At 66.3% G+C, this 26,392-nt stretch carries 24 protein-coding genes; 11 read left to right on the forward strand and 13 right to left on the reverse strand.

Annotated elements, in window-relative coordinates; genetic code table 11:
- The first annotated feature begins 63 nt into the window (after positions 1 to 63).
- Positions 64 to 783 (forward strand): ComFC family protein, encoded by a 720-nt coding sequence (locus tag JN531_RS02485; protein ID WP_228347273.1) that lies wholly within the window; start codon positions 64 to 66, stop codon positions 781 to 783.
- On the forward strand, positions 780 to 2,012 hold the full coding sequence (locus tag JN531_RS02490) for a DUF819 family protein (RefSeq protein WP_228347274.1): 1,233 nt from the start codon (positions 780 to 782) through the stop codon (positions 2,010 to 2,012). Before JN531_RS02485 ends, JN531_RS02490 begins: the two co-directional genes overlap by 4 nt.
- Here the strand turns inward: JN531_RS02490 and JN531_RS02495 are convergent.
- The 5 genes from JN531_RS02495 to JN531_RS02515 are packed head-to-tail and all read right to left on the reverse strand — an operon-like array spanning position 1,990 to position 6,031.
- Entirely contained in the window at positions 1,990 to 2,802 is an 813-nt protein-coding gene (locus JN531_RS02495) for an alpha/beta hydrolase (protein ID WP_228347275.1), read from the reverse strand. The two genes, JN531_RS02490 and JN531_RS02495, sit on opposite strands and share 23 nt — an antisense overlap.
- The gene (gene ubiA, locus JN531_RS02500; protein WP_228347276.1) at positions 2,799 to 3,677 is read right to left on the reverse strand and encodes a 4-hydroxybenzoate octaprenyltransferase; all 879 of its coding nucleotides are present in this window, start codon (positions 3,675 to 3,677) and stop codon (positions 2,799 to 2,801) included. Before ubiA ends, JN531_RS02495 begins: the two co-directional genes overlap by 4 nt.
- A 10-nt stretch (positions 3,678 to 3,687) precedes the next feature.
- Entirely contained in the window at positions 3,688 to 5,043 is a 1,356-nt protein-coding gene (locus JN531_RS02505) for a sensor histidine kinase (protein WP_228347277.1), read from the reverse strand.
- The gene (locus tag JN531_RS02510; RefSeq protein ID WP_228347278.1) at positions 5,040 to 5,705 is read right to left on the reverse strand and encodes a response regulator transcription factor; all 666 of its coding nucleotides are present in this window, start codon (positions 5,703 to 5,705) and stop codon (positions 5,040 to 5,042) included. Before JN531_RS02510 ends, JN531_RS02505 begins: the two co-directional genes overlap by 4 nt.
- The gene (locus JN531_RS02515) at positions 5,702 to 6,031 is read right to left on the reverse strand and encodes a PepSY domain-containing protein (RefSeq protein WP_228347279.1); all 330 of its coding nucleotides are present in this window, start codon (positions 6,029 to 6,031) and stop codon (positions 5,702 to 5,704) included. The genes JN531_RS02510 and JN531_RS02515 overlap by 4 nt, the downstream gene beginning before the upstream one ends.
- A gap of 141 nt (positions 6,032 to 6,172) precedes the next feature.
- On the opposite strand from JN531_RS02515, the gene JN531_RS02520 reads away from it, so the two are divergent.
- Entirely contained in the window at positions 6,173 to 6,532 is a 360-nt protein-coding gene (locus tag JN531_RS02520) for a YgiW/YdeI family stress tolerance OB fold protein (RefSeq protein ID WP_228347280.1), read from the forward strand.
- A gap of 52 nt (positions 6,533 to 6,584) precedes the next feature.
- On the opposite strand, the gene JN531_RS02525 is transcribed toward JN531_RS02520, so the two are convergent.
- Positions 6,585 to 9,710: a penicillin acylase family protein gene (locus JN531_RS02525; RefSeq protein WP_228347281.1), complete on the reverse strand. Its 3,126-nt coding sequence runs from the start codon at positions 9,708 to 9,710 to the stop codon at positions 6,585 to 6,587.
- 164 nt (positions 9,711 to 9,874) lie between these two features.
- On the opposite strand from JN531_RS02525, the gene JN531_RS02530 reads away from it, so the two are divergent.
- Entirely contained in the window at positions 9,875 to 10,369 is a 495-nt protein-coding gene (locus JN531_RS02530; protein ID WP_228347282.1) for a hypothetical protein, read from the forward strand.
- A 58-nt stretch (positions 10,370 to 10,427) separates the two neighbouring features.
- Here JN531_RS02530 and JN531_RS02535 read toward each other — a convergent pair whose 3' ends face one another.
- The 4 genes from JN531_RS02535 to JN531_RS02550 all read right to left on the reverse strand — a co-directional run bounded on the left by JN531_RS02535 (position 10,428) and on the right by JN531_RS02550 (position 15,222).
- Positions 10,428 to 12,905, reverse strand: a complete 2,478-nt coding sequence (locus JN531_RS02535; protein WP_228347283.1) for a hypothetical protein — start codon at positions 12,903 to 12,905, stop codon at positions 10,428 to 10,430.
- 120 nt (positions 12,906 to 13,025) lie between these two features.
- Positions 13,026 to 13,775: a 2,3-diphosphoglycerate-dependent phosphoglycerate mutase gene (gene gpmA / locus JN531_RS02540; RefSeq protein WP_228347284.1), complete on the reverse strand. Its 750-nt coding sequence runs from the start codon at positions 13,773 to 13,775 to the stop codon at positions 13,026 to 13,028.
- On the reverse strand, positions 13,772 to 14,275 hold the full coding sequence (locus JN531_RS02545; protein ID WP_239795339.1) for a gamma carbonic anhydrase family protein: 504 nt from the start codon (positions 14,273 to 14,275) through the stop codon (positions 13,772 to 13,774). The genes gpmA and JN531_RS02545 overlap by 4 nt, the downstream gene beginning before the upstream one ends.
- A gap of 47 nt (positions 14,276 to 14,322) precedes the next feature.
- Positions 14,323 to 15,222, reverse strand: a complete 900-nt coding sequence (locus JN531_RS02550) for an alpha/beta hydrolase (RefSeq protein ID WP_228347286.1) — start codon at positions 15,220 to 15,222, stop codon at positions 14,323 to 14,325.
- Positions 15,223 to 15,328: 106 nt separating this feature from the next.
- Between JN531_RS02550 and JN531_RS02555 the strand changes: the two genes are divergently transcribed.
- The 7 genes from JN531_RS02555 to JN531_RS02585 all read left to right on the forward strand — a co-directional run bounded on the left by JN531_RS02555 (position 15,329) and on the right by JN531_RS02585 (position 22,952).
- Positions 15,329 to 15,898, forward strand: coding sequence for a LemA family protein (locus tag JN531_RS02555; RefSeq protein WP_228347287.1), 570 nt, complete (start codon positions 15,329 to 15,331; stop codon positions 15,896 to 15,898).
- A 17-nt stretch (positions 15,899 to 15,915) separates the two neighbouring features.
- Entirely contained in the window at positions 15,916 to 16,848 is a 933-nt protein-coding gene (locus tag JN531_RS02560; RefSeq protein WP_228347288.1) for an E3 ubiquitin ligase family protein, read from the forward strand.
- A gap of 56 nt (positions 16,849 to 16,904) precedes the next feature.
- Entirely contained in the window at positions 16,905 to 18,944 is a 2,040-nt protein-coding gene (locus JN531_RS02565) for a M3 family metallopeptidase (protein ID WP_228347289.1), read from the forward strand.
- A gap of 78 nt (positions 18,945 to 19,022) precedes the next feature.
- Positions 19,023 to 20,375 (forward strand): NfeD family protein, encoded by a 1,353-nt coding sequence (locus JN531_RS02570; RefSeq protein ID WP_228347290.1) that lies wholly within the window; start codon positions 19,023 to 19,025, stop codon positions 20,373 to 20,375.
- A gap of 10 nt (positions 20,376 to 20,385) precedes the next feature.
- Positions 20,386 to 21,141, forward strand: coding sequence for a slipin family protein (locus tag JN531_RS02575; RefSeq protein ID WP_228347291.1), 756 nt, complete (start codon positions 20,386 to 20,388; stop codon positions 21,139 to 21,141).
- A 5-nt stretch (positions 21,142 to 21,146) separates the two neighbouring features.
- Positions 21,147 to 21,911: an exodeoxyribonuclease III gene (gene xth / locus JN531_RS02580; protein WP_228347292.1), complete on the forward strand. Its 765-nt coding sequence runs from the start codon at positions 21,147 to 21,149 to the stop codon at positions 21,909 to 21,911.
- 75 nt (positions 21,912 to 21,986) lie between these two features.
- A complete protein-coding gene (locus tag JN531_RS02585) occupies positions 21,987 to 22,952 on the forward strand; it encodes an HD domain-containing protein (protein ID WP_228347293.1) in 966 nt (321 codons plus the stop codon).
- On the opposite strand, the gene gtfA is transcribed toward JN531_RS02585, so the two are convergent.
- From gtfA to JN531_RS02600, 3 genes are all read right to left on the reverse strand, one after another.
- Positions 22,953 to 24,395 (reverse strand): sucrose phosphorylase, encoded by a 1,443-nt coding sequence (gtfA, locus tag JN531_RS02590; RefSeq protein WP_228347294.1) that lies wholly within the window; start codon positions 24,393 to 24,395, stop codon positions 22,953 to 22,955.
- A gap of 68 nt (positions 24,396 to 24,463) precedes the next feature.
- The gene (ggt, locus tag JN531_RS02595; protein WP_228347295.1) at positions 24,464 to 26,125 is read right to left on the reverse strand and encodes a gamma-glutamyltransferase; all 1,662 of its coding nucleotides are present in this window, start codon (positions 26,123 to 26,125) and stop codon (positions 24,464 to 24,466) included.
- Entirely contained in the window at positions 26,122 to 26,382 is a 261-nt protein-coding gene (locus JN531_RS02600; RefSeq protein ID WP_228347296.1) for a YfhL family 4Fe-4S dicluster ferredoxin, read from the reverse strand. Before JN531_RS02600 ends, ggt begins: the two co-directional genes overlap by 4 nt.
- Between the last annotated feature and the right edge of the window lie 10 nt (positions 26,383 to 26,392).

Here is a 26,392-nt window from a genome sequence, read left to right on the forward strand (position 1 = left end):
CAATGAGGGAATGTCCGCATACGCTAAGCGATTCGCGCCCGTTGTCAACCACGGAGCGAGCGCATGCTTGACGACTTGTTCCCGACCACAGGGTGCCGGTTCTGCGCCGCCCCGACTGGCCACTCCCCGGTTTGCTCACCCTGCTGGAACGATCTGCCCTGGAACCGTAGTGCCTGCCCCCGGTGTGCGCTGCCAGTGGCCGCCGCAGGCCCCTGCCCCGGTTGCCAGCGGCGGCCACCACCGGCGGATCTGGCCTGCGTACCCTTCCTGCTGGCGATGCCGGTCCACCAGGCGCTGCGCGCCCTGAAGTACCGAAGCGCGCTGGCCGAGGCGCGTTGGCTCGGCCAGGCACTGGCCGGCTACCGGGCCCGGTGGTCCCCTCCCCTGCCGGACCTTTTGATGCCGGTGCCCCTGCACTGGCGGCGACAATGGCGCCGTGGTTACAACCAGGCAGCGGTGCTGGCAACGGTGCTGGGTCGGACATTGGACATCGGCGTCGACATCCGCACTCTGCGGCGAACGCGGGCCACCGCCGACCAGATCGGCCAGTCGCCGGCCGCGCGGCGACGTGCGGTGCGCGGCGCCTTCGTCGCTAGCGGCACCCTGCAGGGTCGCCATGTGGCGTTGATCGACGACGTGATGACCACCGGCGCCACCCTGTTCGAATTGGCGCGCTGCGCCCGTGCGGCCGGTGCCCAACGGGTCGAGCTATGGGCCATCGCCCGCACACCCCTGGCCGCTGACACGCCCGGCACCCCGACTTCGGCCATCATGTCGTCATGACAGCCGAACCTCTGATCTCTCATCCCGCCGTCGTGCTCGGCCTGCTGTTCGTGCTGCTGGGCGCCGTCTTTCACACCACCCAGAGCGCGCACCCGTTCTGGCAGCGCTTCTACCGTTACGTGCCCGCGCTGTTGCTGTGTTACCTGCTGCCAGCACTGTTGAATACCTTCGGCATCGTCGATGGCAGTGGCACACCGCTGTATCGAATCGCCATCGACTACCTGCTGCCACCGACCCTCGCACTACTGACGCTGTCAGTAGATTTGCCGGCGATCCGCCGGCTCGGCCGCAAGGCGATCATCCTGTTCCTCGCTGGCACCTTCGGTGTGGTGATCGGTGGCCCTATCGCCATCCTGGTGTTCCGGCTGTTCTCTCCGGAAACCGTGGCGGGCGACACCTGGGGCGGCATGGCGACACTCGCCGGCAGCTGGATCGGCGGCGGCGCCAATCAGGCAGCGATGAAGGAGGTCTTCGATGTTGATGCCAACCTGTTCGGCGCCTTCGTCGCGGTCGACATCATCGTCGCCAACCTGTGGATGGCGGTGTTGCTGTGGATGGCGGCCAACCACCGCATGCTCGACCAGCGCCGTGGCGCCGACACCACCGCCATTGATGCCCTGCAGGCCAGCATGGCGGCGTTCCAGAGCGCCCACGCCAGAATCCCCAGCCTGGCCGACCTGATTCGCATCCTCGCGGTCGGCTTCGGCGCGGCCGGCCTGGCGACGGCCCTGGCCCATCCGCTGGCGGGCCTGTTTGCCGGACAGGGCTGGGCCGTCAGACTGTCGCTCACATCGGTGTTTTTCTGGACGGTGGTCATCACCACCACCGTCGGCCTGGCACTGTCCTTCACCCCGGCGCGGCGGCTCGAGGGGGCCGGGGCATCCCGCGTTGGCTCGGCCATGCTCTATGTGCTGATTGCCTGCATCGGTCTGCACATGGACCTCAAGAGCATTTTCACCAACCCCGGCCTGTTCGGCGTCGGTCTGGTGTGGATGGCAGTGCACGCCAGCGTCCTGCTGTTCACCGCTTATCTGTTGAAGGCACCGACCTTCTTCATCGCAGTCGGCAGCCAGGCCAACATCGGCGCCGCCGCCAGCGCACCGGTGGTGGCCAGCGCCTTCCATCCCGCACTGGCCCCGGTCGGCGTTCTGCTGGCAGTGCTGGGCTACGGCCTGGGGACCTATGCCGCCTGGATCTGTGCCCAGCTCATGCGGGTGGCGGCGGGCTAAGCTGACGCTTGAGGAAGGCGATGCCTTCAGCCTCGGCGCCGCCATCCCAGTAAAACGCTGCGATATGGCCTCGGAACGGGACCATTCTCAGCGACACCGACACCCCGGCGCGGGCGAGCGCCGCCTGCATCTGACGCGCGTTGTCGGCGCCGACCACCCAGTCCCAGGCGGCATGGTAGAGGTACATTGGCGCGCTCTGTGGCGTCACCTGAAACACCGGCGAGGCGGCATGCCAGCCCTGGCTATCGGTGGTCAGTCGGGTCCCCATCAGGTCCCGGATCAGCGGGCTGCGCGGATAGCGGGTGAGGTCCGCCGGCAGGCCGCCCGCCACCACCGCCCGCACCTCGGCGGTTGCGCCCACCAGGGCAGCCAGATGGGCACCGGCTGAATACCCCCAGGCGCCGATTCGCGCGGGGTCAGCCCCGAGGGTATTGGTCGGGTCGCGCAACCACGCCAGCGCCGCGCGCGCGTCTTCACGCTGGGCCGGCCACTGCGCCTCCGGCGCCAGGCGATAGCCGACCGACACCGACATCAGACCCGCCGCCGCCAGCTGCTCGCCCACCGGGTCCATCTGCGCCGGCTCACCCCCGCGCCAACCGCCGCCATGCAACACCAGCACGGTGGGCCAGCCTGCCGCCGGGGCCTCGCCGGGCGGGCGATGAATCCGCGCCTGCAGCCAGGTCTGGTTGTCGGCGGCGCGAAACTGTCGCTGCTCCACGTCGCCGGCATGGGCGCCGGTGGCCACCCAGCTCAACACCCCTGCCATCAATAGCTGCCGATATCCCCTCACGCCGCGGTGCTCCCGAATTCCAGTACCAATCCCAGCCAGATGGCCGCGCCCTGCCAGTGGCTGCGTTTGAAGGCGGCGAAACAGGCCTGCGGATCGCGCCTGCGGGTCTGCCAATGGGCCGCCGCCATCAACCCGAGCGCCACCACCAGGCCGCCGAAATAGGCGGGACCGAATCCGGCCGTCCGGCCGACACTGGCGAGCAGCACCAGCGCAAGCAGGTTGAGGGACAGCACCACCGCACGATCGTGACGCCCGAACCACCGCGCCGACGACCGCACACCGATGCGGGCATCGTCCTCACGGTCGGCCATGGCGTAGTAGGTGTCGTAGGCGATCACCCAGGCCACGTTGGCCGCCATCAACAGGGCCACTGGCCACACCGGCACCGTGCCCTGCAACACCGCCCAGGCCATCGGCATGCCCCAGCTGAAGGCCAGCCCCAGCACCGCCTGCGGAAGATCGATAACCCGCTTCATCAAGGGATAGACCGCCGCCAGCAATACGGCCGGCACCGACCAGGCCACCGCCAACGGACTGCGCAGGCTCATCAACAGGAGCAGCGCGACGAGCGCCAGCAACACGGCGGTGACAACGCCCTGGCGGGCCGTCAGGCGGCCTGCGGCAATCGGCCGGTCCGCGGTGCGACGGACGTGCGGGTCGACCTTGCGATCGGCGACATCGTTGATGGCACACCCCGCCGAGCGCATCAGCACGGTGCCGAGGACGAACACCGTCAGCACCGGCCACGGCGGCCATCCTTCCGCCGCCCACCACAAGGCCCACAGCGTCGGCCAAAGCAACAGCCAGATGCCGACCGGGCGGTCGAGACGGATGAGCTGAATGTAGTCGCGCAGCGGAGAGGCAGAGTGGGCCATGGCCCGCAGTTTAGCCTCGTGCGGCAACCTTACGTGGTCGTCGCAGGGGCCCGGTCAGCCGCGCCCGCAGGCCGCCGAGCGGGCTGTCCTCGAGCGCAAACGTCCAGCCGTACAGCGCCACCAGATCCTGGACGATGGCGAGCCCCAGCCCGCTGCCGGGCTGCTGTTCGTCCCAGCGCACACCGCGCCGCAGGGCGCCCTCGCGCTGTTCCGGAGGCAGACCGGGGCCGTCATCGTCCACCGTCAGGGTGACCGTGCCCTCACCCGCCTCGGCCGTCAGACGAATGCGCGAGTGCGCCCACTTGCCGGCATTGTCGAGCAGATTGCCGACCAGCTCCTGCAGATCCTGCGGTTCCATGGCCACCCCGATGCCCTCGGGCAGACGCGCCTCAAGCACTCGCCCGTTGCCCCCGTGCAAGCCCCGAATGGCGTCCACCAACGGCCGCAGTGTCGCGAGCAGATCGACCCGCCGATAGCGGCCGCCCGCCGCCCCCCCGGCTGCCGCACGGGCAAGGTGGTGATTGACGGTGGCGTCGATCGCGGCCAAGGACCGCCGCAGGAGGTCGCGATCCGGCACCGGCTCTGCCGCGGCCATGCGCGAGGTGGCGAGCGGCTGCTTGAGCGCGTGGGCGAGGTTGCCGGCGACGGTCCGCGAGCGGGTCACGACCGCGGCCTGATGGGCCAGCACTTCATTGAGGGTTTCGGCGAGGCCGACCAGATCCGGCGGCAGCGCCGTGCTCAACGAGGGTCGATCACCGTCACGCACCGCCTCCAGGTCGTCCCGTATGCTGCGCAGCGGCCGCAAGCCCCAGCGGATCTGCACGGCAAACAACACCAGCAAGAGACTGCCGAGGGTGCCAAGCCCCCACCACAGCAATCGATTGAAGGCCGAGACCTCGGCATTGAGCGCTGACTGCGGCTCGGTGACGATCAACTCCAGGGGTTGCGGAACCTGCGCCAACTGCAGCCGCAGGTAATGACCCCGCAGCGCCTCGCCCATGGGGCCCTGCAAGGTGATCGACCCGCGCACCAAGGGCGTTGCCAGTGGTGGCACCGTCAGCGTGGCGTCCCACAGCGAACGCGACGTGGCAATCACCTCGTCCTCGCGCAGCACCTGCCAGTACCAGCCGGAATACACCTGCCCATAGCGCGCCTCGGCCACCGAGCCGCCTAGCCGCAGATCGCCCGGCGTCGAAGCTTCGATGCGCGCGGCGAGCGTCTCCACCAGGGCTTGCAGGCGCTGGTCATGGGCCACCGCCACCGCGCGCCGAAAGGCATCCGACAACAGGATGCCGGCGGCCGGCAACGCCACCAAGATGGTCAGGGTTGCGACGATCAGCAGCCGGGTACTGATGGACACCCTCATGCATTTGCCCGGTTGATCCTGAAGCCGCGGCCCCTCACCGTTTCGATCAACCCCGCTTTCAGCTTGCGGCGGATGCGGCCGATCAGGACATCCAGCACATTGGAATCGGGGTCGCGATCCCGTTCGTAGACGTGCTCGCTGAGCTCGGTCCGGCTGACCACACGGTCGGCCGCCAGGGCCAGATACACCACGAGCTTGTATTCCTGTGCCGTCAGCGGCACCGGCATGCCGCCTTCACTGACCTCGCCACGACCGGTGTCGAGCACCACATCGCCGAACTGCAACACCACCCGTGACTCGCCACGGCTGCGGCGGATCAGCGCCTGCAGGCGCAGCACCACTTCCATCGGCTCGAACGGCTTGGACACGAAGTCGTCAGCGCCGGCCGCGAAGCCCGCCGCCTTGTCAGGCCAGCGGCCGCGCGCGGTGAGAATCAGCACCGGCACCCCGATCGCGGATTCTCGCCATTCCCGCAGCAAGCTCAGGCCATCACGCACCGGCAAGCCAAGGTCGAGCACCACCGCGTCGTAGCGTTCGGTGCGCACCAGAAAGTCGACCTGATCCCCGCTATGACTCTGGTCGACCGCGAAGCCGGCACGCGACAGCACCTGCGCAAGCCCTGCGGACAGGGCGCGATCATCCTCGGCGATCAGCACTCTCACCGGCGAATCCGGTCCAGGTTGCGCCCTTCGATCTCCAACAGCCGGCCGCTGCGGGCATCGAATTCGAACTCCACCCGGTCGCCGGTGGGGGCCAGCAGGTCGATCTCATAGACCCATTCGCCGTCGTCCTCATCAAGCTCTACCTCAATGATCTCGCCGTGATAGTCCGCCGATATCTGCGCGAGGATTTCCGCCAGGGGCCGGATCTCGCCCCGCCGCACCGCATCGCGCAAGGCGGCACGATCCTCATCGTCGTCGGCCTGACCCGGTGGCGACATCAGCAGGATCAGGAGCAACGGCAGCAGGAAGTGGGAATAGCGGCGCATGTCGGCGTTATGCGGATAACGGCGTGAACATTTCATGAACGTGCCGTTCACGAAACGCTGAGCGACGGGGGCCCAGGATGCGCCTCAACCGGTGCACCGACGTTTCGGTTCATCGGCCCGACCTCATTATTGGAGTTTTTCATGAACCGCAAGAATCTCATCGCCGTGACCGCCGCCACCCTGCTTGCCGCACCGCTGGCACAGGCGCAGTACGCCGGCCCCAACGCCCACCCGACGCTTGAGACCGTCGGCGTGGTCCTCAGCGATGGACACGACGACCAGTCGGTCCGCCTGCAAGGTCGGCTGATCCGCCAGATCGACGAGGAAACCTATCGCTTCAGCGATGGCAGCGGCGAAATCGATGTCGAAATCGATGACGACGACTTCCCGCAGGTGCAGGTCAGCGAAACCACCCGGGTCGAACTGATTGGCGAGATCGACAGCCGTCGCCTGCGTGACCCGGAAATCGACGTGGAGCAGCTGCGCGTCATCACACCCTGAGGCATTGATGCCCCCGGCACAGCCAGCTCGAGGCTGTGCCGGGGGCGCACCTTCAGTCCGTGCGCTCGCGCTGGATCTCGGCCGCCTGATGGAAGGTGGGTCGATTGATCCAGTGAATCGGCGCGATGGGCAGAAAGCCGAAATTGGTGTGTACGACAGCGTCGTGCACCTCCACCGTATCGCCACCGTAAAGCGCAGTGCCATCCCAGCTGGCCATCGCTTGAAGGCCACCAAGATCGGCGATCGCCAGATCCAGTGCCTCGACAACCGCCGCGCGGCAGGCCGCAAGATCGCCACTGCCGGCACAGCGAAGCCGGCGGTACTGGGGCACATCATCGCCGAGCGCCATCCCGAACATCCGCTTCATGTGCTGGAACCAGCCGCTCTGAAATGCCGAGCCGGTGGCACCCGGTGCATTCAGCCGCCCTTGCAACGCCGTGCCACCGGCGCTCTCCAGCGCGTCCAGTTGCGCCGTGACCCGCGGCAGCATGCGTTGGTACCAGGCATCCATCAGCACGACAGCCGCCCGGTGATCGTAGATCCCATCCATGTCACGGTCTCGCCGCAGGGCGCCGAGCCCCGGGGTGCCGTCGATCCATTGTTGCGAGCCGTCATTCAGCCAGTCCTGCATCAGTGCCGCAACGGTCTGCTGTGCATCCGTCATCGCCTCGCTGGCCAGCACCCGCAATAGCAGGGGCAGCACGTCCAGCCCCCGGGTATCGGTGTACGCGGCATCGCCGACGATTTCGATCATGCTGGCGAGATCGTGCTTGCGCCCACTGTCGCGAAACGCCTGCAGCCGTTTGGACAGGTTCACAACACGGTGGGTCGGCCCATAGGATCCGTTGCCGTCAGCCGCGTCCCAGCCAAAGGCGCCGGAGTTGTTCCAGTTGGCAAGAAAGCCACTGGGCGGATTGGTGTCCTGGATGTGGTCGGCCAACGACAGGTACCCCGGCCATTCGAAGTAACCCAGCGCATCCTGTGCCACCGGTCGGTTGCGCGACGGCCAGCTGACCGCCCCGCTGTTGCCATCCCCGCCGAATGCCGTGAAGAAATCAACCGGCGGGTTCTCGTCGTTCTGCCATTCAAACCGACCGTCACCCCAAACTGGCAGCTCCGGCATGTGCTGGGGGTGACGCTGCGGATAGAGGCCGGACTGGATATAGGCAATATCGTCCTGGTCGGCGTACAACCAATTGAACGTGGCCGTCATGCTGTTGAACAGCTTCTTGTAACGGGTGTGATCCATATCGACACCCTGCGTGGTGAGAATGCCGAACGGAATGGCGGTATCGACATCGGCCAGAAAGGTTGATCGCTGAGTGGAGACCGCTACAGGCTCGCCATTGACGGTCGCGGTGGCGAACACGGGGCCGTAGTGGGTGCGAATCACGTAGCGCGAGACCGTCTCCGGGGTCACCCCACCACCGAGGGCGATACTGGCGACCGTCGGCGTCGCCGTCCAGCGATCGACGCGCGTGTAGAACTGCCGGCATTCGCCGCGAAAAAGATAACCGTCAGCATCTGGAAATCCGTCGCCGTCACCATCGTCTCGCGACGGCGGTGACCCGTCGAGGTTGCACATCTTCGACACGCGGGTATCGGTAAAGTCCGACCCGGCCGAAGTCGGCGTCCACGCGAAGTCGAGCCCGCGACCAATCACGATATAGGGCAGGTTCACCGTCGTGACACCGCGGGCGGCGAGGTCATTCGGGGTGCCTTCGCGGGAGATCACGGCCGCCTCCCACAGCAGCTGTGGGTTGAAGTAGCCGGTCTGCGGCCCCCCCACGAGGATGGGGTGGCCGCTCTCGGTTTCGTCAGCATTGACGGCCACCCAGTTGGAGGTGGTGCTTGGCACCCCCAGCTGCTCCAACAGGCTTCGCAGGCTGCTGCCGGGGTCCTGCTGGAGCGCCATCAGGGTCTTGCCCGCGGTCGGACGCAGCGGCACCTGCACCGCGTTCGCGGTCTGCAGTGCATTGCCGGGCAACAGTCCGCCGAGAATCCGCTGAAGGTCGGTCGCCATTCCGGGCAGGTCGGGCGGCGCGAGCAGCCCGGCGCCCTCCGTGCCGACCAGGGGTTGCCCACGAAAGCTACCCGCGTCCCACAGCGCCACCCCGTCTGGCAGCGTCAACGGACAACTTTCGCTGAAGAAGCCACTCTGGGTATCGAAAGTATCGGTGGCCGTGTGGTAGCTATCAGCCGCACTGGCGTGCCGCAAATCGCGCCAGGTCTCGCAGGCTGCCGTCGGCAGCGTCGTCGTGCCGCCACCGATGGCCGGGTCCAGGGCCTGCAGCAGACGGACATTCGACGCTTCAGCGCCACCCCCCAGGCCCAGTGCCGACTGGATCAGGATGGCGTTGGCAACGATGTCGTTGGCGGTGAACGGTGCCGGCGGAAATTTCGGCAGATCGATACCGACAGACAGCCCCAGCGTCAGGTACTCGGGCGGAATCTGGGCGGCGTTTGCGCCGGTCAGCGAATCGATGAAGGCGTTCATGCCAGCCACGAACATTTCGGTGTCCGCCAGGAACCGGGATCCATAGGGCTCGCCGACTTTCTCCACCGCCGACGCCAGCACCTGCGAAATTTCAGCCTCGCTGTAGGCCGAGGCCGAGCCGAACTCAAGATCCAGGTCGTAGGTGGTGGCGGAAGGACCCAGGTACTCGGATGCCCGCCCGCGGCCGGCGAAACGCAGGACGTCGAACAGCCACAACCGGTCTGCCGCAGCGGCATAACCGAGCCCGAACTGCGCAGCATCGCGGGTGGCGCCATCGATGTACGGGACGCCCCAGCCGTCGCGGCGGATGGTCACGCTGGCGCCATCCGGCGCCGTCAGCGTCTCACTGCTCACCGCCTGCTCTGCGGAGAGCTCGATGGGGGCAGCCTTGAAGTAGTTACAGGCGAGATCCGACATCGCCTGATGCTCGGCCAGCGACGCTGGAGGCGTGCAATCGCCCCGCCGCAGCGGCGACCGGGCATATGCGAGGTTGCCGTACATCTGCAGCTGGTCGGCGTAGTGATCGGGATACTGCGTCGCCTCGGCCGGAATGCCGGCGGGCGCTCCGATACCCCCCGCCGCATTCCCGTTGGCACCCGGCGGCATTGCGCTCAGGAACACGTTGCCGGTGGTGGCACCATCACCCGGGGTTGCCGGCGGCGCACCCAGATCGCCGTGCACCGGATCACTGCTGCCGCAGGCCGCCAATCCCCATATCGCGACGACCCCGAGCCCTCGGGCACATTGCCTAAAATACGCCATCCGTGTGTACTCCCCGTTGATCTGAATTAGTTGTCAGTTTTCAGCAGGCTAGCCCACACGCCGCCAACCTACATTAGGAAATCATGCCCTCCGTCGTTCCCTGCGCCGCGCTGGACCCGGCTGACCTGCGACAGTTCGTGGCCTCACTGGGCCTGACGCTGCATTGGGTGGACGACAACGCGTCGATTCCCGGCAGCTACTGGGGCGATCCGGAAGCGGGATTGATCGGCAACGGCCTGCACGTGCGGGGAGACACGCCGGTCCACTCGATGCTGCATGAGCTCGGCCACTGGCGCTGCATGGATCCGGCCCGGCGCGCCACCGTCGATACCGATGCCTGCGGCAGCGACACCGAGGAAAACGCTGTCTGCTATCTGCAGGCATTGCTGGCCGACACGCTCCCGGGTTACTCCCGCGCCCGCCTGTTTCAGGACATGGATGCCTGGGGCTACCATTTCATCCTGGGAAGCGCCGAAGCCTGGTTCACCCACGACAGCGACGATGCGCAGCGATATCTACAGGAGCACGGCCTGATCAGCGCGACGGGCGCCCTGACCGGGTATCCGCGGCTGCGCTGACCGTAACCAACACCGCCCGCGTACGCGGGCGGTGTCTCAGTCCGGGGGTCAGCCAGGATCAGGGGGTGGTGCAGATCGGCAATAACAGGCCGGCGCCCGGCACTGCGCAGAGTGCATCGGTGAGCGCGCCTGCATCCGGTTCCGGCAAACCGCCGCCGTCAGTGCAGATCGGCAGGCCATCGACGCCCGGCGTAGCGCAGAACCCAGCGAGCCCGGTGCTGATGCAGTCACTGAGCAATGCGGGGTCAACAATGCCGGCATCGCTTTGGCAGAACTCGCCGATCGCGCCGGTCACCGGCTCGAACAGGGCCAACAACCCATCGGCGTCGGTCGGCGGGGTGATGCCGCCCTCGCCACAGATCGGCAACTGCCCGGCCCCCGGCGCATCGCAGAAGGCGTCCAGACCCGTCGCCAGACAGGACGACAAGCCGGTGGAATCCCCTTCAATCAACGGGTCGGCGGTACAGAACATCGCGATAGCATCGGTGACCGGCGTGAACAGGCCCAGCAGGTCTTCAGGCCCAGTCGGCAGGCCACCACCCTCGCCGCAAACCGGCAACGCATCGGCACCGGGGGCGCTGCAGAACTGCGCCAGTCCGGTCGCCAGACAGGATGACAATCCGGTGGGGTCTCCCTCGATCAGCGGATCGGCCGTGCAGAAGGTGCCGATGGCTTCGGTCACCGGCGCCAGCAGGCCGAGAATATCCTCGGGACCGGTCGGCGGGGTGATGCCGCCTTCGTCGCAGATCGGCAACTGGTCGGCACCGGGGGCGCTGCAAAACTGCGCCAGTCCGGTCGCCAGACAGGCCGTCAGGCCGGTCGGGTCCTCGGCAATCAACGGATCGGCGGTGCAGAAGGTACCGATGGCTTCGGTCACCGGCGCCAGCAGGTCGAGAATGTCCTCGGGACCGGTCGGCGGGGTGATGCCGCCCTCGTCGCAGATCGGCAACTGATCGGCACCGGGGGCGCTGCAAAACTGCGCCAGCCCGGTCGCCAGACAGGCCGTCAGGCCGGTCGGGTCCTCGGCAATCAGCGGATCGGCGGTGCAGAAGGTACCGATGGCTTCGGTCACCGGCGCCAGCAGGCCGAGAATGTCCTCGGGACCGGTCGGCGGGGTGATGCCGCCTTCGTCGCAGATCGGCAACTGGTCGGCACCGGGGGCTGCGCAAAACTGCGCCAGCCCGGTCGCCAGACAGGCCGTCAGGCCGGTCGGGTCCTCGGCAATCAGCGGATCGGCGGTGCAGAAGGTGCCGATGGCTTCGGTCACCGGCGCCAGCAAGCCGAGAATATCTTCGGGACCGGTCGGCGGGGTGATGCCGCCTTCGTCGCAGATCGGCAACTGGTCGGCACCGGGGGCTGCGCAAAACTGCGCCAGCCCGGTCGCCAGACAGGCCGTCAGGCCGGTCGGGTCCTCGGCAATCAACGGATCGGCGGTGCAGAAGGTGCCGATGGCTTCGGTCACTGGCGCCAGCAGGCCGAGAATGTCCTCGGGACCGGTCGGCGGGGTGATACCGCCCTCGCCACAGATCGGCAGGGCATCGATACCCGGAACCGCGCAGACCTGTGTCAGTACCGTCGCCAGGCACGCGGTCAGACCGGTCGGATCTTCGGCAATCAGCGGGTCGGCGGTGCAGAACATAGCGAGTGCATCGGTCAACGGCGCCAGCAACGCGAGAACGTCATCCGGGTCGGGCGGCGTGATGGCGCCATCCTCGCAGATGGGCAGCTGGTCGGCCCCGGGGGCACCGCAGAATTCAGCAAGACCGGTGGCGAGGCAGGCGGTCAGATCGGTGGGGTCGGCTTCGATCAGCGGGTCGGCCGTGCAGAACATCGCGATGGCATCGGTGATCGGCGCCAACAGCGCCAGCACCTCTTCCGGACTTGTGGGCGGTGTGAAGCCCCCCTCGGCGCAGATTGGCAACTGATCAGCCCCAGGTGCGTCGCAGAAGGCGGCCAGGCCTGTCGCGAGACAGTTGGTCAATTGCGTCGGATCTTCGCCAATCGGCGATTCCGCGGTGCAGAACTCGGCGATCTGCTCGGTCACCGGTTCGAGGAGGGCCAACAGGTCCTCAGGCGTAGACGGAACGGCGAAGCCCTCGTCGTCGCATACCGGCGTTTCGTCCGGTGCGGCATCGCAGAAGGCAGCGAGCCCGGTCGCCAGACACGCGGACAGCGGAGTCGGATCGCCCTCGACGAGGGGGTCCTCGGTGCAGGCCGCCGCGATGGCATCCAGAATCGGCGCCAGCGGATTGGCGACCTCACCGGGTGGTGGCGTCGGCGTCGGCGTCGGTGTTGGGGTCACCGAGGGCGTGGGCGTGGGCGTCACGGTCGGCGTCGGCGTCACAGTCGGGGACGGCGTTGGCGTCCCGCTTGGCGTCGGGGTCGGCGTGGCGGTTGGCGTCGGGGTCGGCGTGGCGGTGGGGGTTGGGCTGGGCTGCCCATCACCACCGTTGTTGTTGCTGTTGCAGGCGCTGAGGCTGGCCGCCAGCAGCAGCCCGAGTGCACCCGCCCAGACCGGTGAACGATGTCGTGCCATGGTCACTTCTCCTCCAGTGAATCGTGGGCTTTGGGACGACCGCCCCTGCCTCTATTTGCCACGGTAGCCCACTGGAATGCCGACTGTCACCTCCGACGCGTCAGCCATTACCCCTCGCGCCTAGGTCGCCTTGGCCTGGTTGGCAACCGCTTCGGCGGCCCGCTTGGCCGCCTCGGGATCCCCCAGATAGCGGAACTCCCGAACCCGCAGCGATTCGTCCAGTTCAAACAACAACGGGATGCCGGTGGGGATGTTGAGTTCCAGGATCTCCGACTCCGACACCCCGTTGAGATACTTGTAGAGGGCCCGCAACGAGTTTCCGTGGGCGGTCACCAGCACGGTCTTGCCGGCCTTGAGGTCGGGAGCCACCTGGTCGTGCCAATAAGGCAGTACCCGCACCAGGGTGGTAGCCAGTGATTCGGTACCCGGCAACGCGGCCGGATCGAGCCCGGCATAGCGTCGGTCATGGACCGGATGTCCGGGATCGGCGGCATCCATCGCCGGCGGCGGCACGTCGTAGGAGCGCCGCCAGATCTTGACCTGAGCCTCGCCATGCTTGGCGGTGGTTTCAGCCTTGTCGAGGCCCTGCAGTGCACCGTAGTGACGCTCATTCAGGCGCCAGGACTTGAGCATCGGCACCCACAGCTGGTCCATGGCGTCCAACGCGGTCCAACAGGTGCGGATGGCGCGCTTGAGTACCGAGGTATGGGCGACGTCGAAGATCAAACCTTCGTCGCGCATCAGCCGACCGGCGGTGTTCGCCTCGCGGGCGCCCTGCTCGGTGATGTCGACATCGACCCAGCCGGTAAAGCGGTTTTCAAGGTTCCACTGGCTCTGGCCGTGGCGAAGCAGCACAAGTTTATGCGTCATCCGGACATCTCTTCTGAAACAGTTAATTGCGCCTCATGCCGTTGCTTGAGGCGGACATAATGCAGGGCCGAGTAACGCAGTTGCGCGCGCTCGGCATCATCAAGCGGACGCACCGGACGCGCCGGACTGCCTCGATGCAGCCAGCCGCCGCGGAGTTGCTTGCCCGGCGGCACCATGCTGCCGGCGGCAAGCAGAACCTCGTCCTCGAGTACCGCGCGGTCCATCACGATGGCGCCCATCCCGATCAGGCAGCGATCCCCCACCCTACAGGCGTGCAGGATAACTCCGTGACCGATGGTGACCTCATCACCAATCTCCAGGGCCACACCGCCCGGGCTGTAAGGGCCATCGTGCGTGACATGCAGACAGCTGTTGTCCTGCACATTGCTGCGGGCACCGATCCGAATGGCGTTGACATCACCCCGAATCGTCACCAGCGGCCAGACACTGCAGTCGGCGCCCAACACGACATCGCCGATGACCTGCGCCGACGCGTCCACCCAAGCACCTGCAGACAGGCGCGGCCGCTTCGCCTCGAAGCTGCGAATCACGGCAGCAGGATGGGCGTGGTCTGGATCTCCGGCTCGTTGCTGCGCGGGGCATCCTGCGCGCGCCGCTTGATGAACTCGGCGATGGTGTCGAGGACATCCGACTGCCCGCGTAGTGGCGCCGCCAGGGTCGCGACGATGAACCGGTGGCTCATTTCCGGGTAGATCACCGTTTCCACGGCGCCCCCGGCCTGGGCCACCGCCTTGGCGAGATTGCGGGTGTTCTTCACCCACACCGCTTCGTCGTCCTCGCCATGCACCAGCAGCAAGGGCGGGTTGCGGCCGTCGGCAAAGAAGATCGGCTGGGATTTCTGGAAGGTCTCCGGCGGGCCGAACAGGTCGCGCAGATCCGGTGCGGTGATCGGCAGAAAGTCGTAGGGGCCTGCCAGACCGACCATCCCCTTGAGCTGGTCACGCGAGGTTCCGGCCGCTTCGAGGTAGGTCGGGTTCAGGGCCAGCATAGCGGCGATATGGGCGCCCGCCGAGTGCCCCATGACGAACATCTTCCGGGGGTCGCCACCGAATCCATCGATGCGCTGCCGGGCCCAGGCCACCGCCTTGGCGCCGTCTTCGACGAAGGCCGGGAAACGGACCGAGGGATAAAGGCGATAGTCCGCCAGCACCGCGACGAAGCCGCGAGAGGCAAGCGCCTGCCCGACGAATTTGTAGTCGTCCTTGCTGCCCTCGCTCCAACGGCCGCCATAGAAGAACACCACCACTGGGGCGCCCTCGGCGCCGTCGGGTGTGTAAATGTCGAGCCGCAGCCCGTTCTCCGGGTCGAAGGGCTGGTTGGTCGCGACGGTATAGCCGCGATCCGGCGTCAGGGTATTGAGCACGGTGGTCCCGGCGCAGGCGGCCAGGAGCATCGCGGAACAGCAGGCAACCAACAGACGATGCACGGCGCAGGTCCTCGAACGTACGAAAAGTGTCACGGCGTATGGTAGCGCGGGCCTGCCAATTACCGCATGCTTGGGTCACAACAACCTAGGGACAGGAGCTGAACGGATGCTGACCTACATCCTGCTGGGGATCGCTGGCATCGCGTTGCTGTACGGCATCGTGATCTACAACGGGCTGGTCAACCTCAAGCACAACGTATCGAAAAGCTGGAGCAACATCGACGTCCTGCTGCGACAGCGGCACGAAGAGCTGCCGAAGCTGGTCGAGACCTGCAAACAGTACATGCAATTCGAGCGCGAGGCGCTGGAACGGGTGATGGCCGCCCGCACCGGTGCCCATGTGGCGCGGCAGAAAGGCGACGTTGTCGGTGTCGGCAAGAGTGAGGGCATGATGCGCGCGGCGCTGGGCAGCATCCAGGCCACGGTCGAGGCTTACCCGGAACTCAAGGCCAACCAGTCGATCCAGACGCTGCTGTCACGCGTGACCGCCCTGGAGAATGCCATCTCCGACCGCCGCGAGTTCTACAACGAGAGTGTCAACAACAACAATGTCCGGATCGAGCAGTTCCCGGACATTGTCATTGCCCGGCTGCTCGCATTCCGTCCCGCAGAGCTGCTGGAGTTCACCGCCGACGAGCTGCAGGACCCCAACTTCAAGGCCCTGTTCAACAGCTGATCGCCGCGGCCGCGCACATGCTCTCGACCCTGCAGGCCGAGCTGGCGGCAGCATCGCCGGCACACTTCTGGATGGTGATCGCGGTCGTCACAGGGCTGGTGCTGCTTGGGGCGGTGCTGGGTTTCGGCCGGCTACGCCATGCCCGCATGATGCAGGACCTGCCCACCTCGCGCGTGGCGAGTGCCTCGCAGGGCTATGTCGAACTCAAGGGGCACGCCGGCCTGTTGCCGGGCCCTCCGATCGTGTCGCCTCTCACGGCCGCCCGCTGCGTGTGGTGGGACTACCGGGTGGAGAAGAAGACACGGACCATTCGTAATGGCCGTAGCCGCAGCGAATGGCGGACCATCGCCCGCGCCACCTCGGACGAGTTGTTTCTCCTCACCGATCCCAGCGGCGACTGTGTGGTCGATCCACACGCCGCCACCGTGCATCCGAGCCTGCGTCGCCGCTGGCGGGGACACGGTCGAACGCCTTCGCAGATACCGGAACATTCGCCCTGGCTGTCGTTCGGCGACTATCGCTACTCCGAGCGGTTGATCCGCATCGGCGATCCGATCTATGGCACCGGCCTGTTCCGCACTCAGAACGGGATCCAGTCCTTCAGTGAAAACGATGATGTCCGCGACCTGCTGGCCGACTGGAAGCGCGACCAGCGCGACCTGCTCCACCGTTTCGATGCTGACGGCGACGGGCAGATCGACCTTGACGAATGGGAGGCCGCCCGTCGGGCAGCGTTGGCCGCGGTGCGACAACGACATGTCGAGCAGGCGGTCGCCCCCGATCTCCATGTGTTGTGCCGACCATCGGACCGCCGTCCGTTCGTGCTGTCGACACTGTCGGAGGCGGCGCTGACCTCACGGACCCGCCGCTGGGCCGCGTTCTGGTTGCTGCTGACCATTGCCGCTTGCGCCCTTCTGGGCACCGCCCTGGAGGCGCGCGGTCTGCTCTGAGTGCAGGGTCGGGCTGGTTGCGGGATCATGGTGTCCCGTTCTCTCACCAGCCGCCGATGACCCTGCCCGCCGATTCCCGCCTGCCGCTTCCCGATTTCGCCGGTCTCACGCCGGAGGCAGCGTTGACTACCCTGGATGCGGTGTTGGCGGACAACCGCGACCGCCTCAAGACCCTGGAGGCCCTGGAGGCACCCGGCTGGGATCAGTTGGTGGCACCGCTGGATGCGATGAATGACCGGTTGTCGCGCGCCTGGGGGCCAATCAGCCACCTGTTCGGCGTCAACAGCACACCGGAATGGCGTCAGGCGTACAACGCTGGCCTGCCCAAGCTGACCGAGTACAGCCTGGAGTTGTCGCAGTCAGCGCCGCTGTACCGGGCCTATCAGGCCCTCGCGGCCGCGCCCGACTTCAGCCAACAGTCGGCAGCCCGACAGAAAGTGGTGACCGACACGCTACGCGACTTCGCGCATTCCGGCGTCGGCCTGCCCGACGCCGAAAAAGCCCGCTTCAAGGCGATCTCGATGCGCCTGTCGGAACTGCAATCGCGGTTCGAGGAACAGCTGATGGACGCCATACAGGCATTCGGCCTGCACGTGGACGATCTGTCCCGGCTCGACGGAATGAGCGCCACCGCGCGCGCTGCCGCTGAAGCCAAGGCGGCTGATCGGCAACTGGCGGGGGCCTGGCTGACGCTCGACTTTCCGTCTTTCGATGCCGTTGTGACGCATGTCCATGACCGCGATCTGCGCGAGGCGCTCTACACCGCCTATGTCACCCGCGCCTCCGACCAGGGGCCGCTTGCCGGCCGCTTCGACAACGGCGCCCTGATGATGGAAATTCTGGCCCTGCGTCAGGAGGAGGCCGCCCTGCTCGGGTTCCCCCATTTCGCCGCGCTGTCGCTGGCGTCAAAGATGGCCGAGTCCACCGAGGCGGTCGAAACCTTCCTGCGCGACCTGGCGCGCCGTGCCCGCCCGCGCGCCGAGCAGGAGCTGGCCGACCTCACCGCCTTTGCCCGTGCCCAGGGCGGCCCGGAGGCGCTTGCGCCATGGGACCTGGCCTACTGGAGCGAACGCTATCGCGACGCTTCCCTCGGCCTGTCCGATGAAGCGCTGAAGCCTTATTTCCCCGCACCGCAGGTGATCCGCGGCATGTTTGATCGCGTTGAATCCCTGTACGACGTGCGCATCGAGGTGATGGACGAGGTTGCGGTCTGGCATCCCGACGTCACCGTCTACCGCGTGGCACAGCCGGACGGCGACACCATCGGCCTGTTCTACCTCGACCCCTACGCCCGCGAACACAAACGCGGCGGGGCCTGGATGGACGAGTGCCTCACCCGCCAGCGCCTGGAGGGACAACTGCAGCTTCCGGTCGCTTATCTGGTCTGTAACTTCACACCCCCACCACCCGGGCAGCCGGCCCTGCTGACCCACGATGAGGTGCTGACCCTGTTCCACGAATTCGGGCATGGCCTGCATCACCTGTTGACGCGGGTTGATGATGCCGGCGTCTCGGGCATTCACGGTGTGGAGTGGGATGCGGTCGAGCTGCCCAGCCAGTTCATGGAAAACTGGTGCTACCACGCGCCCACCCTGCAGGGTTTTGCCCGCCACTGGCAAACCGGCGAACCGTTGCCGGCGGCGATGATTGACACCCTGCGCGCCTCCCGCACCTGGCAAAGTGGCATGGCGACCCTGCGTCAGATCGAGTTCTCGCTGTTCGACCTGCAATTGCACGCCAACCCGCCTCCCATCACGACGACGGCCCTGCTGGCCCGGCTGGCCGCGGTCCGCGAGACGGTGGCGGTGATGAAGGCGCCGGCCTTCAATCGCATGCCCTGGAGCTTCAGCCACATCTTCGCCGGCGGATACGCAGCGGGGTACTACAGCTACAAGTGGGCCGAGGTGCTGTCATCCGACGCCTTCGCCGCGTTCGAGGAAAGTGAGTTCGCCGTCGACACCGGACACCGCTTCCGCGATGCCATCCTGTCGCAGGGCGGATCAGCACCGGCGATGGATCTGTTCGTGGCGTTTCGTGGCCGCAAGCCTGACCTTGATGCCCTCCTCCGACACGAGGGGCTGATCGAGGCTGCCTGAGTCGGGCCTCCGAGCCCGCGTGTCCCGTCAGGGGGTGCGTCGTTTTCGCGTGCGAGGTGAGGGGGGTAGACTGTTGCCATGCGCCGAGCCTCCGCTCTGACACTGGCGGCCGCACTGCTGCTGGCGGTCGCCGCCGTGGGCAACGCCGCCCCCGCAAGGGCAGCGGAGCCGGCCTTGTTGTTGTCCGTCTCCGGCCCCATCGGGCCAGCCACCAGTGGGTACCTGTTGCGCGGCCTGAAGCGGGCGGCAGAAGATCAGGCGCCGCTGGTGATCATCCGCCTCGACACCCCCGGTGGGCTGGACAGCGCGATGCGTGAAATGATCAAGGGCATCCTCGACGCACCGCAGCCAGTGGTCACCCTGGTCGCCCCAGGCGGCGCACGCGCAGCCAGCGCCGGGACCTATCTGCTCTACGCCAGTCATGTCGCCGCAATGGCCCCGGGCACCAATCTCGGCGCTGCCACGCCAGTGCCGGTGGGGGGCAGCCTGCCCTTGCCGGCCGACCCGGGCGCTGACGACCCCCCGGACGCTGCCGCGCCCGAGGACGCGATGAACCGAAAGATCGTCAACGACGCGGTTGCCTACATCCGCAGTCTGGCAGCGCTGCGCGGCCGTAACGCCGACTGGGCCGAGCGCGCGGTGCGCGAGGGCGCCAGTCTCAGCGCAACCGCGGCACTGGAGGCAGGCGTCATTGATCTTCTGGCGACCGATGTCGGCGCGCTGCTGCGGCGCCTTGACGGCCACGAGATCACCGTGGGCGAGCACCCACGACAACTTGATACCGATGCCCTCCCGGTGGTGGAAATGGCCCCGGACTGGCGTGATCGCTTGCTGGCGGTCATCACCAACCCCACCGTCGCCTACGTACTCATGCTGGTGGGCATCTACGGCCTGCTGCTGGAAGGCTACAACCCCGGAGCGCTGCTACCAGGAGTGCTCGGCGCGATCAGCCTGCTGCTGGCGTTGTTCGCATTCCAGATACTGCCGGTGAACTACGCCGGACTGGGACTGATTGCGCTCGGGCTGGTGCTGATGGTTGCCGAGATGCTGGCCCCCAGCTTCGGTGTGCTCGGCTTCGGCGGCATCGCCGCCTTCGTGTTCGGCTCGCTGCTGCTGATGGATACCGAGGTGCCCGGGTACGGCATCGATCCGCTGCTGATCGGCGGTATCGCCGCCGGCGCTGCGCTGCTGATGGCCGGTACGCTGTACCTGTTGTGGCGCTCGCGCCGGGCCCGACCGACCACCGGGCAGGCGCTGATCCGCGAGCGCGAGGTCCGCGTGCTGTCGTTTGTCGACGGCGACGGCTGGGGCCAACTGGACGGCGAGCGCTGGCATATCCGCAGCGACGATCCGCTGCAGCCCGGCGATACCGCCCGCGTCGTTCACCGTGATGGCCTGGTCCTCACAGTCACCTCAAAACCACCCGCCTAGGAGAACTGCCATGTTCACCGCCCTGCTGCCTGTGATCGTGATCGTCTTTGCGATCCTTGTCTCGGCCATCAAGATTCTCAAGGAGTACGAACGGGGTGTCGTGCTAACGCTCGGCCGCTATACCGGGACCAAGGGCCCCGGACTGATCATCGTCATCCCGGTACTGCAGCAGATTCAGCGGGTCGACCTGCGTACCGTGGTGATGGATGTCCCGCCGCAAGACGTCATTTCCCGCGACAATGTGTCGGTCAACGTCAACGCGGTGGTGTACTTCCGTGTCGTCGACGCATCGAAGGCCATCCTCCAGGTCGAGCACTACATCGAAGCCATCAGTCAGGTCGCGCAGACCACCCTGCGATCCGTGCTTGGACAGCACGAACTCGATGACATGCTCACTGGCCGCGAGCAACTCAACCGCGATATTCAGCAGATTCTCGACGAACACACCGATCCCTGGGGCGTAAAAATCACCAACGTCGAGATCAAGCATGTCGACCTGCAGGAGTCGATGATCCGGGCCATGGCGCGTCAAGCCGAGGCCGAGCGGACCCGGCGCGCCAAGGTGATCCACGCCGAGGGTGAAATGCAGGCCTCGGAGAAGTTGCAGCAGGCGGCGGAAATTCTGGCGCGACAGCCGCAGGCCATCCAGTTACGCTATCTGCAAACGCTGATCGACATCGCCGGCGAGAAGAACTCTACGATTGTCTTCCCGCTGCCGATGGACCTGATCACCCCGCTGCTCGACAAGATCAAACCCACCACTTGACCCCGATGAAAATCGCCACCTGGAACGTCAACAGCCTTCGGGTGCGATTGCCCCATCTGCTCGATTGGCTCACCGAGGCCCAGCCCGACATCGTCGGACTGCAGGAGCTCAAGTGCACCGACGAGCAGTTCCCGTTCGAGGCGCTGGCTGAAGCCGGCTACCGGGCGGTGGCCAATGGGCAGAAAACCTACAACGGCGTCGCGCTGCTGGCCCGCGGTGACATCGAGGATGTCGCCCGCGACATCCCGGGCTTCGACGATGCGCAGCGTCGGGTAATCGCCGGCACCGTCGGCGGCATTCGCATCATCAACGCCTATGTGGTCAACGGCCAGGCAGTCGGTTCCGAAAAATACGCCTACAAGCTTCGGTTTCTCGACGCCTTCCGACAGATGTTGGCGGTCGAGATCTCGGCTCATGAGCACGTCGTGGTCATGGGTGACTTCAACATCGCGCCGACCCCCGACGACACGCACGACCCCCAGCAATGGGAAGGCAACATCCTCTGTTCCGAGCCGGAGCGGGCCGCATTGTCGGGCTTGCTGGAACTCGGGCTGGCCGACGCCTTCGACCATGCCCCCACGCGCGAGGGGCGCTTCAGCTGGTGGGACTACCGCCAGGCGGCATTCCGCCGCGATCTCGGCCTGCGCATCGATCACCTGCTGGTCAGCGCAGCGGTTCGCAGCCGCCTCGCGCACTGGGCGGTGGACCGCACCCCGCGCACACTGGAGCGCCCATCCGACCACGCGCCGGTATGGATCGGGTTGCGATGAGCCGGACGTGAACCGGCGCACATCCGTGTCGACCCCGGTCCGCATCATGAGCGAACCGGCAGCGAGGGAAACAGCATGAGCAATGCGGCGCGGCGGAATCATTACGACGTCACGAACGCGGTGCACATTGCCGATCCGCGCGCCGTACAGCAGGCCATTTCGCCTCTACTGCGGGCCTACGATCCGGCCCTCGACCTGCAACCGCTGGCCGATGCCTTTCGCTGGTTTTCCGCACTGTACGCCGGAACGCTTCCGGGACACGCAGGCTGTGATACCCGCTATCACGACGCGCAGCACTCCCTGGACTGTGGGCTGGCCTGCGCCCGACTGCTCGATGGCCATCGTCGCGGTGCACCCGTGGCACAACAGCTGCAGCCGCGGCAGGCCCTGCTGACCGTTATCGTGGCGCTATTCCACGACGCCGGCTATGTGCGACGAAATGAGGATCCGGCACGTAATGGCGCCGAGTACACCCTGACCCACGTCAGCCGCAGCGCCGACTTCCTGCGCACTCTGCTGCCACAACTGGGCTTCGCTGAAGAGGCCGACCTGGCGGCGCGCATTGTCCACTTCACCGGCTACGAGATTGCGCTGGACGCCATCGATGTCGCGGATCCTCAGCACCGCCTGATGGGGCATATCGTCGGCACCGCCGATCTCCTGGCACAGACCGCAGACCGCTGCTATCTGGAGAAATGCCGCGACTATCTGTACCCGGAGTTCGAACAATGCGGGTTGGCGGGACCTGCCCGCCGCGAAGGTCCGGCGCCGGTATACGACTCGGTGTGGTCACTGCTGCGCAGCTCGATCGACTTCAACCGCCGACTGTGGGAGGAGCGCCTGGATGGCGCATTCGGCTCGGTCCACCGTTACTTCGAGCAGCACTTCTGCGGCCCGGACCGCTACCGTGCAGCCATACAGGACAATCTCGACCGCATTGCCGCAATGATTACCACTGACGATTTCGGCGGCCTCACCCGCCGCCCCCAGGCCATCACCCGCGAGCCGCTACGACGCCTGCTGGCGCGTCCGCCGCGATGATCAGCAGGTCACCGACACCATGCGCTTCGAGCGCTGATCGACATGACGGATGGTCGTCTTCTTGAAATTGAGGTCGACAAACAACTCACACACCCACTCGCCACTGCGCCAGCCCATCTTGATGCTGGAATCGTTGGAGTAGTGCAACTCGAAGCGGCCATTGAAGGCCGGATACTGATTGCGAAACTCCATCAATTTGAGCAGCCGCCGGACCACCGGCTTCTTCACAGCGTCATCGACATCCTCCAGGCTCAGCCAGTGCCGATTGATGTCACGCAATTCGCCCGTCTCGTCCATCAGTTCGATATCGTTGGACAGGGCCAATAACCCCACGTAATAAACCTGCGGGATGCCGGGGGTGAAGAACTGAATGGCACGCGCGGCGATGTAGGCGTCGTCATTACCGCGCAGTGCGTCGTAGTAGGTGCAGGTGAGCTGATAGATCGCGCCAACGCTGTGAACGTTGGCTGCCGATCGGCGCAGGATGGGGTCTGCCGAGCGGGTGCTCACATTGTCGACCAATGCCTGGATTTTCTCCGGAGGCAGAACCCCTTCAACATCGGGAATGCAGATGCCGTCATGGGTGTCGAGCACGGTGATCTGCTGGCGCGGACAGGTACGCAGCCAGTGCTTGAGAAAGACGCTGTTGGCGTCCAGCAGCGAATACAGCACCAACGGCGGCAGCGCGAACGCGTAGGGTCGCATGTCGCGCTGGGCGATGGCGTACTGGTAGCTCGAGTGATCGTGCACTTCCGGCAGGATCTCGGCACCACACTCGGCAGCGATGCCGTTGGCCCAGTCGAGAATCTCGTACACATCGGGCTCCACCAGAAAACAGCTGGTGCCGATCTTCTTGGTGGTATAGCCGAAGGCATCCAGACGGAACAGCTTCACGCCCTTGCCGGCGAGGAAGCGGATGTAATGTTCCATCAGCGCATAGGCGCTCTGGTTGTTGTAGTTGAGGTCGATCTGCTTCTCGGTGAAGGTGCACCACACGCGCCCGGTGCTGCCATCGGCGAACCGCACCTCGCGGAACGGCTCCTTCTCCTTGCGGATGTGGATCTTCGCCATGTCGTCGGGCGTGATCTCACCCATCTGGTCAACATGCACGAAGAGGTCGGCATGCTCGCTCTTGTAGCCGAGCCGAAGGAAGTCCTGGAACTCCTCCGACGCATCGGAAATGTGATTGATGGTGAGGTCGAGGCAGAGATCGAACTCAGCGGAAATGCGCTCGACGTCCGCCCAGCCGCCGAACGCCGGGTCGACCTCGGTATGCGTCAGCGGTGAAAAGCCGCCATCGGCATTCGATGGGTACAGCGGCAGGATATGCACACCGCCAATGGCCTTGCGGAAGTACCCGGTCATCGCGCTGTGCAGATCGCGCAGGTTGGACCCGATACGGTTGGGATAGGCAATCAGTTGAATCTGGTTGCGGAGCGCCATTCGTTGACGACCTTCTTCTGGGCGTGGTCCGAGCCTGACAGCCCCTGCCGGGGGCTGCAAGCCGCTGTCTAGGGAACTTGCAACACCTGTGCCAGGCCGATACCGCGCGGGTCGGATGCCGCGCGCACTCCGGCGGCATCCACGGATACCGCCTGCATGTCGCCATAGCGACGGCCGACGGGCTTGAGCGCGTGTCCGCGTGCCGTGAGTGCCTCCTGTTGCGCTGCATCGAGCCCCTGCGGCTCCACCTGCACGACATCCGGCAGATACTGGTGATGAAAGCGCCCGGCCGACACCACGGCTTCGACGTCGCCCCCCCCCAGCCATTCAAGAATACCCAGCGCCACCATGGTGATGATGCGGCTGCCGCCGGGGGTCCCCAGAATCAGCAGACCGCGCGGCGACTCGACGAAAGTGGGGGTCATCGACGATAGCGGGCGCTTGCCCGGCGCGATCAGGTTGGGACGCGACCCGATCAATCCGTAGACATTGCTGGCGGTCGTGCTCATCGCGAAATCGTCGAGCTCATCGTTGAGCAGGATGCCGGTGCCGGGGACCACCATCGCGGCACCGAACGGAATGTTGATCGAGAGGGTCGCCGCCACCCGGTTGCCTTCGGCATCGAGCACCGACAGGTGGGTGGTGTTGTTACCTTCCGGACTCGGCACTGCCGGTTCCAAGTCCGCGCTCGGTGTCGCCCTGTCACGGTTGATCCCTGCAGCCATGCGCCGGGTCGTGACGTGCGCCGTGAGCTGCTGTTGCGGCACGAACACCTGATCCGGGTCCCCCAACCAGGCAGCACGATCACGGTAGGCGCGCCGCATCGATTCCACCAGCAGGTGGCGTCCGGCGTCGTCCAGCGGCAATGCAACCCCCAGCGCTTCGAGCTGCCCGAAGATCTGCGCCAGCGCGATCCCGCCCGCCGACGGCGGCGGGCTGCTGACGACACGGGCATCGCGGAAATGGAACTCCAGGGGCACGCGCTCGCGGACGGCGTAGTGCCGCAGGTCGGCCATCTGCCAATGACCGCCGGCGGCGCGGACACCCTCCACCAGGCGCTGCGCGAAAGGACCGCTGTAGAAGGCATCGTGACCCTCGACCCCCAGCGCCGTCAGCAGCCTGGCAAGGTCGGGTTGCAGCAGTCGCTCACCCTTCCGCGGCGCGCGGCCGTCGATGGCGAAGGTCGCCTTGGCGCCCTCCGAAAAGCGCGGCCAGTGGGTCTCGAAGGCCTCGGCCAGATCGGCGTCGACCACGAAACCGGCGGCGGCCAACCGCACCGAAGGTGCCAGACTACGCGCCAGCGGTAGCCGACCATAGCGTTCGGCCAGATGCACCAGCGCGGCCGGTTCGCCGGGGATGCCGGCCGCCAGGGCACCGGTGAGCGACCGTTCCGGCAGCGGTGTGCCATCGGCATCGAGATATTGCTCGGGTCGCGCCGCCAGCGGCGCGGTTTCGCGGCCGTCGACAAACAGGTTGTGGTTCTCGGCGGTGCGGTGGACCAGCCAGAATCCGCCACCGCCCAATCCCGACCCCGTGGGTTCCACCACCGCCAGCGCCGCCGAGGCCGCTACGGCGGCATCCACCGCATTGCCGCCCACCTCGAGGATCTCGATGCAGGCTGCCGTGGCCTCCGGATGCGCGGTGGCGCAGGCCGCCTCACCCGCCCCTGCCAACGGGGGCAACAACGCCCACAGGGCGAGACACGACACAACTCTGACACGCTTGATCATCGGGGCCCCAGCACACTCACCAGGCCCTCGTACTTGGCCTGCAATTGTTCCCGCGTTTCCGCGTGGTCGGGGTCCAGCGGAATGCAGTCCACCGGACATACCTGCTGGCACTGCGGGGCCTCGAAGTGCCCCACGCATTCAGTGCACAGTGCAGGATCGATTTCGTAGATCTCCAGGCCCTGATAGATCGCCTGGTTCGGGCACACGGGCTCGCAGACGTCGCAATTGATACACGCGTGGGTGATCTTGAGGGCCATGGCCCTGCAG

Source organism: Flagellatimonas centrodinii (assembly GCF_016918765.2).
GTDB classification, from domain to species: Bacteria; Pseudomonadota; Gammaproteobacteria; order Nevskiales; family Nevskiaceae; genus Polycyclovorans; species Polycyclovorans centrodinii.